This window comes from Streptacidiphilus carbonis, assembly GCF_000787775.1.
Classification (GTDB): Bacteria; Actinomycetota; Actinomycetes; order Streptomycetales; family Streptomycetaceae; genus Streptacidiphilus; species Streptacidiphilus carbonis.
Window position 1 is genome coordinate 1 of the sequence record NZ_BBPM01000036.1, and the last position, 7,911, is coordinate 7,911.

Annotated in this window: 3 protein-coding genes and 1 pseudogene; 1 reads left to right on the plus strand and 3 read right to left on the minus strand. The window is 72.5% G+C overall.

Annotated features, from left to right (window positions below; genetic code table 11):
* Positions 1–100: 100 nt before the first annotated feature.
* The gene (locus tag TR46_RS24895) at positions 101–1,786 is read right to left on the minus strand and encodes a type 2 periplasmic-binding domain-containing protein (protein WP_152626662.1); all 1,686 of its coding nucleotides are present in this window, start codon (positions 1,784–1,786) and stop codon (positions 101–103) included.
* A 400-nt stretch (positions 1,787–2,186) separates the two neighbouring features.
* Between TR46_RS24895 and TR46_RS24900 the strand changes: the two genes are divergently transcribed.
* Positions 2,187–5,177, plus strand: coding sequence for a glycoside hydrolase family 3 protein (locus TR46_RS24900; RefSeq protein WP_236655488.1), 2,991 nt, complete (start codon positions 2,187–2,189; stop codon positions 5,175–5,177).
* A gap of 147 nt (positions 5,178–5,324) precedes the next feature.
* Here the strand turns inward: TR46_RS24900 and TR46_RS24905 are convergent, their stop codons facing one another.
* Together TR46_RS24905 and TR46_RS24910 are read right to left on the minus strand one after the other, a co-directional pair.
* Entirely contained in the window at positions 5,325–7,661 is a 2,337-nt protein-coding gene (locus tag TR46_RS24905) for a glycosyl hydrolase family 95 catalytic domain-containing protein (RefSeq protein WP_084718900.1), read from the minus strand.
* 37 nt (positions 7,662–7,698) lie between these two features.
* A pseudogene (locus tag TR46_RS24910) lies at positions 7,699–7,911 on the minus strand (hypothetical protein); the annotation flags it as partial.

Sequence of the window (7,911 nt, forward strand, 5' to 3'; positions counted from 1 at the left end):
CTTCCTCCTGCCCCTGCGCGGTCTGGCGGAGCCGGGCTTGCCCGGCTCGGTGGCTACTGTTGCTGCCACTGGCTCTTCCTCTCTCCTCCGGGCCCGCTGCCTACTGCCCGGTCCCGTACTTCGCCAGCACGTTGTCCGAGTACCACTGGATCAGCTGGGTACCGCCGCTGGACTTCCAGGAGGAGACCGCGGCCTGCACGTCGGACACCTTCTTGATGCCGTGGTAGCAGTCCTTGATGGTGTCCTCGACGGCCTGGGCGGCGTCCGCCGTGGCGAAGCGGGTCGGCACGGTGATGTTCATGTTGAGGAACACCGGCTTGTAGACGTGCTGGGAGGCGGAGGCCTGCCAGGCGGCGTAGTCCTTGGTGACCTGGTCCGCGCCCGGGTTGCTGATCACCTGCCGGCCGGTGGCCAGGAACGGGTAGGTCTGCTGCTGGACGTACTTCTTCCCGGCGTCGGTGTAGGTGGGAACGCCGTTCACCATGGTGTAGTGGGTGCCCTCGACACCGTAGTTGATCATGGTGTACTCGGCCGACCCGAAGGGCGCGGCGAGGTAGTTGGCGACCTCCAGCAGCTCCAGGATCTGGTCCTTGGACAGCTTGCCGTTGAAGTAGCTGACCTCGGAGGTGTTGGTGCCGAGGAAGGTGCTGGGAGTGGACTTGCCGTCGGCGGCGAAGATGCCGAAGGCCCCGCGGCGGTAGTTCTTGTTCGCCGCGACCCCGGACTGGGCGTCGCCGAGGTTCCACGCCCCCATACCGCCACCGCCGATCAGGGTGTGCCCGGCGTAGAAGCGGGTGTTGGCGTCGTTGTTGTTGCCGGCCAGCGCGTCGGGGTGCATGTAGCCGGACTTGGCCAGCTTGTAGTGCCAGTCCAGGGCCTCCAGGAACTCCGGCATCTCGTACTTGTGGACCAGCTTGCCGTCGGTGACGGTGAACTTGCTCGGCACTCCCCAGAAGGGGAACAGGTAGGTCCAGACGTCGTCGAAGGCCCAGACGCCGCCCTTGGCGTTGGTCAGTTCCTTGCCCAGGGCGAAGAGGTCGGCGGCGGATTTCACCTGGTCCGCGGTGATGCCCTTGGCGTCGAAGACGTCGCGGCGGAAGAAGGTGGTCCCGGGGACCGCGAAGCCGCTGGCGAACGACGGGATGCCGTAGATCTTGTCCTCCCAGGCCCCGTCGATCCAGGCCCCGGTGGGGATGGCGGCGAGGTTGGGGTACTGCTTGATCTTGTCGCCGGCCAGGTAGGGCGTGAGGTCCGCCAGCTGGTTGCCGACCAGCTCGCCGACGTTGAAGTTGGAGTTCCACCAGGTCGGCAGCTGGATCCAGTCGGGGAGCTTCTTGGCCGCCGTCATGGTCGGGATGATGGTGGCGTAGTTGACACCGTCCGCGGGCTTCATCGTCAGGTTGACGCCCAGGGCCTTGTTCATCGCCTGGTAGAAGGAGTTGCCCGGGTCCGGCACGGTGCCCCAGAGCGGGGTGACCGCGGTGTAGCTGCCGCCCTTGCCGGGGACCCCGGAGACCGTCTTCGCCTGGGTGGCCGGGTAGGTGAGGAAGCCGGGGTCGGTCTGGGTGCCGACCGCGCCGTTCACCGAGGGGATGTCCGCCGAGACCGAGTTGCTGGCGACATAGGTCGGAAGCGCCGCCGCGAGGCCGGTCTTGGAACTGGTTCCGCCCTTGCCGGCGGCGCTGCTGCCGCCGCCGCAGGCGGAGAGCAGCGGAGCGGCCACGGCCGCGCCTGCCACGGCGGCGGCGGAGCTCAGGAGTGATCTGCGGTTCATCTGGAAGCTCATGGTGGGGCGGCCCTTCGCCTTTGAGGTCCGATGCGTGCTGGTCGGTGGTTTGCCAGTCAAAATCTGCGAAGCCAGGTGTTGAAGCGCTTCGACGTTGCGGTGAGACTAACGACGCGTTACCGATTCGACAAGAGGATGAACAAACCCAATTCAGGTTGGTTCCGGAACCGCCGAAATGTTTCGTCAACTCATAGTCCCTGCAGGTCAGGTAGGAATCGATGGCCGACCAGGCCAGCTGGGCGCCGGCCGTACCCGCCGATCCCGGGAAGTGGCGGCAACACGGTTGACACATGGACGGGCCCGTGCCACTTTCGAAACGCTTCACCATCACAGACCACCGCCTGCCGGACCACCGCGGCCGCGCCGCCCTCTCCCTGACACCTTCCAAGGGGTTCACCACGTGAGTTCCACGTCCCTGCCCACCGAGCCGCAGCCCACCGCCGCCGCGCCCGACCAGCTCCCCTTCCGCGACCCGGCGCTCCCGGTCCGTGAGCGGGTGGAGGACCTGCTCACCAGGCTCACCCTGGACGAGCGCGTGGCGATGCTGCACCAGTACTCCCCCGAGGTGCCGCGCCTCGGCCTGGCCTCCTTCCGCACCGGCACCGAGACCCTGCACGGCGTCGCCTGGCTGGGCCCGGCCACCACGTTTCCGCAGGCCGTGGGCCTCGGCGCGACCTGGGACGAGGAGTTGGTGCACGCGGTGGCCACCGCCACCTCGATCGAGCAGCGGGCCTTCCACTACCACCGCCCGCCGGTCGTCGGCACCGGCCGCAACAGCCTGCAGGGCTGGGCCCCGGTGGTGAACCTGCTGCGCGACCCGCGCTGGGGCCGCAACGAGGAGGGCTACTCCGAGGACCCGGTGCACTCGGCCCGGCTGGGCGACGCCTTCTGCCGCGGCATGGCCGGCGACGACCCGGTCCATCTGCGCACCGCGCCGATCCTCAAGCACTTCCTGGGCTACAACAACGAGGACGAGCGCTACACCACCTCCTCCGGCCTCCGGCCCCGGGTGCTGCACGAGTACGACCTGGCCGCGTTCCGCACCGCGATCGCCAACGGCTCGGCCACCGGGGTGATGGCCGCGTACAACCTGGTCAACGGCCGCCCCTGCCACGTCAGTCCGCTGATCGAGGCCGAACTGCGGCGCTGGGCCGAGCCCACCGGGCAGGAGCTGTTCATCGTCAGCGACGCCGAGGCCCCCTCCAACCTGGTCGACCTGGAGGACTACTTCGACGACCACGCCCAGTCGCACGCCGCCGCCCTGAAGGCCGGCATCGACAGCTTCACCGACCACGGCGAGGACACCGCCACCACCTTCGGCCGGATGCAGGAGGCGCTGCGCCGCGGCCTGATCAGCGAGGCCGACGTGGACGCGGCGGTCCGGCGCCAGCTGTCGATACGCTTCCGACTGGGCGAGTTCGACCCGGCACTGGACCCGTACACCGGCATCGGCTGGGACGTCGTCGACTCCCCGGAGCACCGCGCGCTGGCGCTGCGCGCCGCCACCGAGTCGATCGTGCTGCTCAAGAACGGCCGTCCGGGCGCGGACCCGCTGCTCCCGCTGGCCGGGGACAGCGTCCGCAGGGTCGCCGTGATCGGTCCGCTCGCCGACACCCTGTTCGAGGACTGGTACAGCGGCACCATGCCCTACCAGGTCACCGTCGCCGCCGGGTTGGGCGCCGCGGTCGGCGCGCAGGGCGGCGAGGTGGTCCGGGTCGAGGGCGTGGACCGGATCGTGCTGCGCGCCGCGAGCACCGGCGCCCTGCTCGCCGTCCCGCTGTTCGACCCCTGGGGCCCGATGCAGGCGCCCGAAGCCGAAGCCCACGACGCCGAAGTCCAGCAGGACGAAGCCCGGAAGGAGAGCGACGAGGCCGCGTTCGACCTCTTCGACTGGGGCAGCGGTGTGCTGACGCTGCGCAACGTCCGCACTGGACGCTACGTCAGCCTCAAGGACGAGGACCAGTCCCTCGCCGCCGACCAGCTCCAGCCCAACGGCTGGGACGTGCACGAGACCTTCCGGCTGGAGCCCCAGCCCGACGGCACCGAGGTGCTGCGCTCCGTCCACAGCGGCCGCTGCGCCGTAGTCGACCCGGCCACCGGCCGGATCGCGCTCACCGCCGAGACCGCCGAGCAGGCCGAGCACTGGCAGCGCGAGACGGTGCGCGACGGCGTCGCCGAGGCGGTCGCAGCGGCGGCCGCCGCCGACACCGCGGTGGTCGTGCTCGGCAACGACCCGCACATCAACGGCCGGGAGACCCAGGACCGCGAGTCCACCACCCTGCCGCCGGCCCAGGACGCGCTGCTGCGCGCCGTCGCCGCCGCCCGGCCGCAGACCGCGCTGCTGCTGATGAGCAGTTACCCCTACGCCGTCGACTGGGCCGAGGAGCACCTCCCGGCCGTGGTGTGGACCTCGCACGGCGGCCAGGAGACCGGCCGGGCCGTCGCCGCCGTGCTGCTGGGCGCGGCCGACCCGGCCGGCCGGCTGCCGCAGACCTGGTACCGGGCCGACGACGAGCTGCCCGAGCGCCTCGACTACGACATCATCAAGGCCGGCTGGACCTACCAGTACCATCGCGCCGCCCCGCTCTACCCCTTCGGCCACGGCCTGTCCTACACCGGCTTCGGCTACTCCGACCTGCGGCTCTCCGCCCCGGCCGTGGACCAGGACGGCTCCGTCGAGGTGGCCGTCACCCTCACCAACACCGGGGGGCGCGCCGGCACCGAGACGGTCCAGCTCTACGTCCGCGCCCTGGACGCCCGCTACCAGGCCCCCTGCCTTCGGCTGGCCGACTTCGCCAAGGCCCGCCTGACGGCCGGGGAGAGCCGTGAGCTCCGGTTCACCCTCCCGGCCTCCGCGCTGGCCCACTGGGACGTGGTCACCGGCGGCTTCACCACCGACCCCGGCGACTACGAGGTGCTGGTCGGCCGCAGTTCCGGGTCCGCCGCCCTGACCGCGCCGCTGGCCGTGACCGGCCCGGCCCCCGGCCCCCGCGTGGCCGTCGACCGGCGCATCCTGGCCGCCGATTTCGACGACTACGCGGGCCTGGCCCTGGTGGACGCCACCCGCAAGGACGGCGACGCGGTCACCCCCGCACCCGGCGACGCCGGTTCGCTGGTGTTCCACCGCACCTCGCTGGACGGGGCGGCGGCCCTGCGGGTCGAGGTGTCCCGCACCGCCCCCGGCGAGGCGCTGCTCGAGCTGTGGGCCGGCGCCCCCGGCTCCGGCATCCTGCTGGCCGCCGTCGCCGTGCCGTCCACCGGCGGCCGCTACGACTGGACCACGGTCGAGACCCCGCTCGCCCAGCGCCTGGACGGGGTGCACGACCTGCACCTGGTCCTGACCGGCGAACTGCGACTGGCGGCCTTCACCCTCACCGGGGTGACCGGCTGATCCACCAGCCCGAGACTCCGGGACCGTGGGAGGTGCCTCCCCCCGGTCCCGGCCGGGCCGCCCGCCTCTGAGGGGAAGCGGGCGGCCCCCTTCCTCACCGTGATCGCAAGGGGCCGGGCGCTGATGAGAGCCCGGCCCCGCGGTCGTTCACGGGACCAGCTCATGACCGCCCTGATCCACCGTCAGCTGCTGCTCCCGCAGGTCACCCCTGGCGTCGCGCCAACGCAGCCGGACCGTCGTCGGCCGAGCCGCGACCAGTCGTACCCCGGTGGGCACGCCGCCGCTCCAGCCCAGCCGCTCCACGGTGACCCCGCCCCGGGCGCGGAGTCCGCACACCTCGCCGGAGGACCACTCCGGGGGCAGCGCCGGCAGCAGGTCGACCGCGCCGCCGTGGGACTGCAACAGCATCTCGGCGATCCCGGCGGTGGCGCCGAGGTTGCCGTCGATCTGGAACGGCGGATGGGCGCACAGCAGCGACTCGTACACCCCGCCGGCGTCGCCCCCGCCGACCACCGGACGCAGCATCACCCCGAGCAGCCGACGGGCTGACGCACCGTCACCGAGCCTGGCCCACAGGCCGATCTTCCAGGCCGTGGACCAGCCGGTGCCCTCGTCGCCGCGCGCCTCCAGGCTGCGGCGGGCGGCCTGGCGCAGGACGGGATCGGTGAGGCTGCGGCCCGGATACACCCCCAGCAGATGGGAGAGGTGGCGGTGGTGGGGCTCGGTCTCCTCCCGCTCGGTGTGCCACTCCAGCAGCCGTCCGCGTGAGTCGGCGCGCAGCGGGCGCAGCCGCGGCAGCGCGACCCTGATCCGCTCCAGCAGGGCGGGGTCGGCGCTCGCCCCGGCCGCTTCCGCCGAGTCCCGCAGAAAAGCGAAGAGCTCGCGCAGCAACGTGCCGTCCATGGTGGTGGACAGGTCGACGGAGGCCGGTCCCGCCGGGGTGGCGAAGCGGTTCTCCGGGGACGTGGCCGGGCCGGTGACCAGGAACCCCCCCTCGTCCTCGGTCAGCAGGTCCAGGGCGAAGCGGGCCGCCCCGGCCGCCACCGGCCAGGCCGTGGCGCGCAGGAACTCCTGGTCCCGACCGAACTCCCAGCGCTCGGCCAGGTGCAGTGCCAACCAGAGGCCGCCCATCGGCCAGTGCGACCACATCGGGTCGTCCGCCCCCTCCCCGACCGGCCAACTGCCGCGCCAGATGTCGGTGTTGTGGTGGCAGGCCCAACCGTCCGCGCCGTAGAGGCGGGCCGCGACACCCCGTCCCGCCTCGGCGAGGTCCGCGACCAGCCGCAGCAGCGGGTCGTGGCATTCGGACAGCGCGGTGGTCTCGGCGGCCCAGTAGTTCATCTGGGTGTTGATGTTCACCGTGTACTCGCAGTTCCACGGCGGGGTGACCTGGTCGTTCCAGAGGCCCTGCAGGTGCGCGGGCTGGGCCAGCGGTCCGGGACGCGAGCAGGCGAGCAGCAGATAGCGGCCGAAGTCGAACAGCAACGGCGCGAGCTGCTCGTCCGCCGCCCCGGCCGCGCGGGCGTGCAGCCGCAGGTCGAGCGGGCGCTCGCTGCTCCCGGGGGCGTGCAGTCGAAGCCGTACCCGGTCCATGCGCTCCGAATGCTCGGCGCAGTGCTCGGCACGCAGGCTCTCCCAGGGGCGCCCGTAGGCCGCCTCGATCCCCGCCGCGGCCGACTCCAGGCACTCCTCCCGACCGCGCGCCGGTTCCCGGTCCCAGCGCTCGAACCCGGTGCGCACCTCCACGAAGAGCGTCATCGCGCGCACCCCGCGCAGCCGCAGCCCCCGCTCCCCCGGCTCGGCGCTCCCGCCGCCCTCCACCCGGACCCGGACCAGCGCGGCCGCGCGCATGGCATGGTCCTCGTGCTCGACCAGCGGCTGCCAGTCGGCGCCATGGCCCACCCGCGACGGCGCGGTGAGCAGCAGCGCCAGTCCGTCGGCGCCCCAGGGCCGGGACTCCTGCCTCAGCTGCGGGCTCTCCCAGACCAGCTCGCCGTCGAGCCCGCCGACGTCGTCGCTCTCCAGCCGGATCAGCAGCAGCCCACTGCTCGCACTGGCCAGCACCTCCTGCCGGACCCCACCCCAGCCGGCCCGGGCCACCCCGTTCCGAAGGTCCAACTCGCGTCCGTGGTAAACACCCTGATCACCCGCCAGTCGAAGCACCAGGTCGCCGACCGGCTGGAAGGCCTCGCTGGAACGGCCCTGGGCGGCCTGCAGCCGCTGCCCCGCCGCGACGAACCGTCCGGCCCGCAGGTCCTCCCGGACCGCCCCGATCAACCCGGGGGCGACCACCGGCGGCTCCAGACGCCTGGGGCCGGACCAGAAGGTCTCCTCGTTCACCGAGAAGCGGCACTCGCCCGGACTCCCCCAGGCCATCGCCCCGAGCCGCCCGTTCCCCACCGGGAAGCCCTCGACCCAGCGCAGTGCCGGCCGCTCGAACCACATCGGCGCGTCGCCGAACCGCTCCGTGGACCCATCGGACACAACTGTCCCCCAGCGTCAGCTCCCCAGCCGCGGACGATCATGCCATACCGGACGGCCCCTCCGGTCCCTCCGGCTCCTCCTCCGGCGCGGGGGCCTGCGCGGGCGCGCCCCCGGAGGCCGGCGCCGGGGCCTCCGCGACCGCAGCGGTACGGCGGCCCACCACGGCGGCGGCCGCGGCGGCGCTCATCACGAACGCCAGCAGCACTGTCGCCGACCGGTCGAACCGGTGCCGGGTCAGGTGGTCCATCGA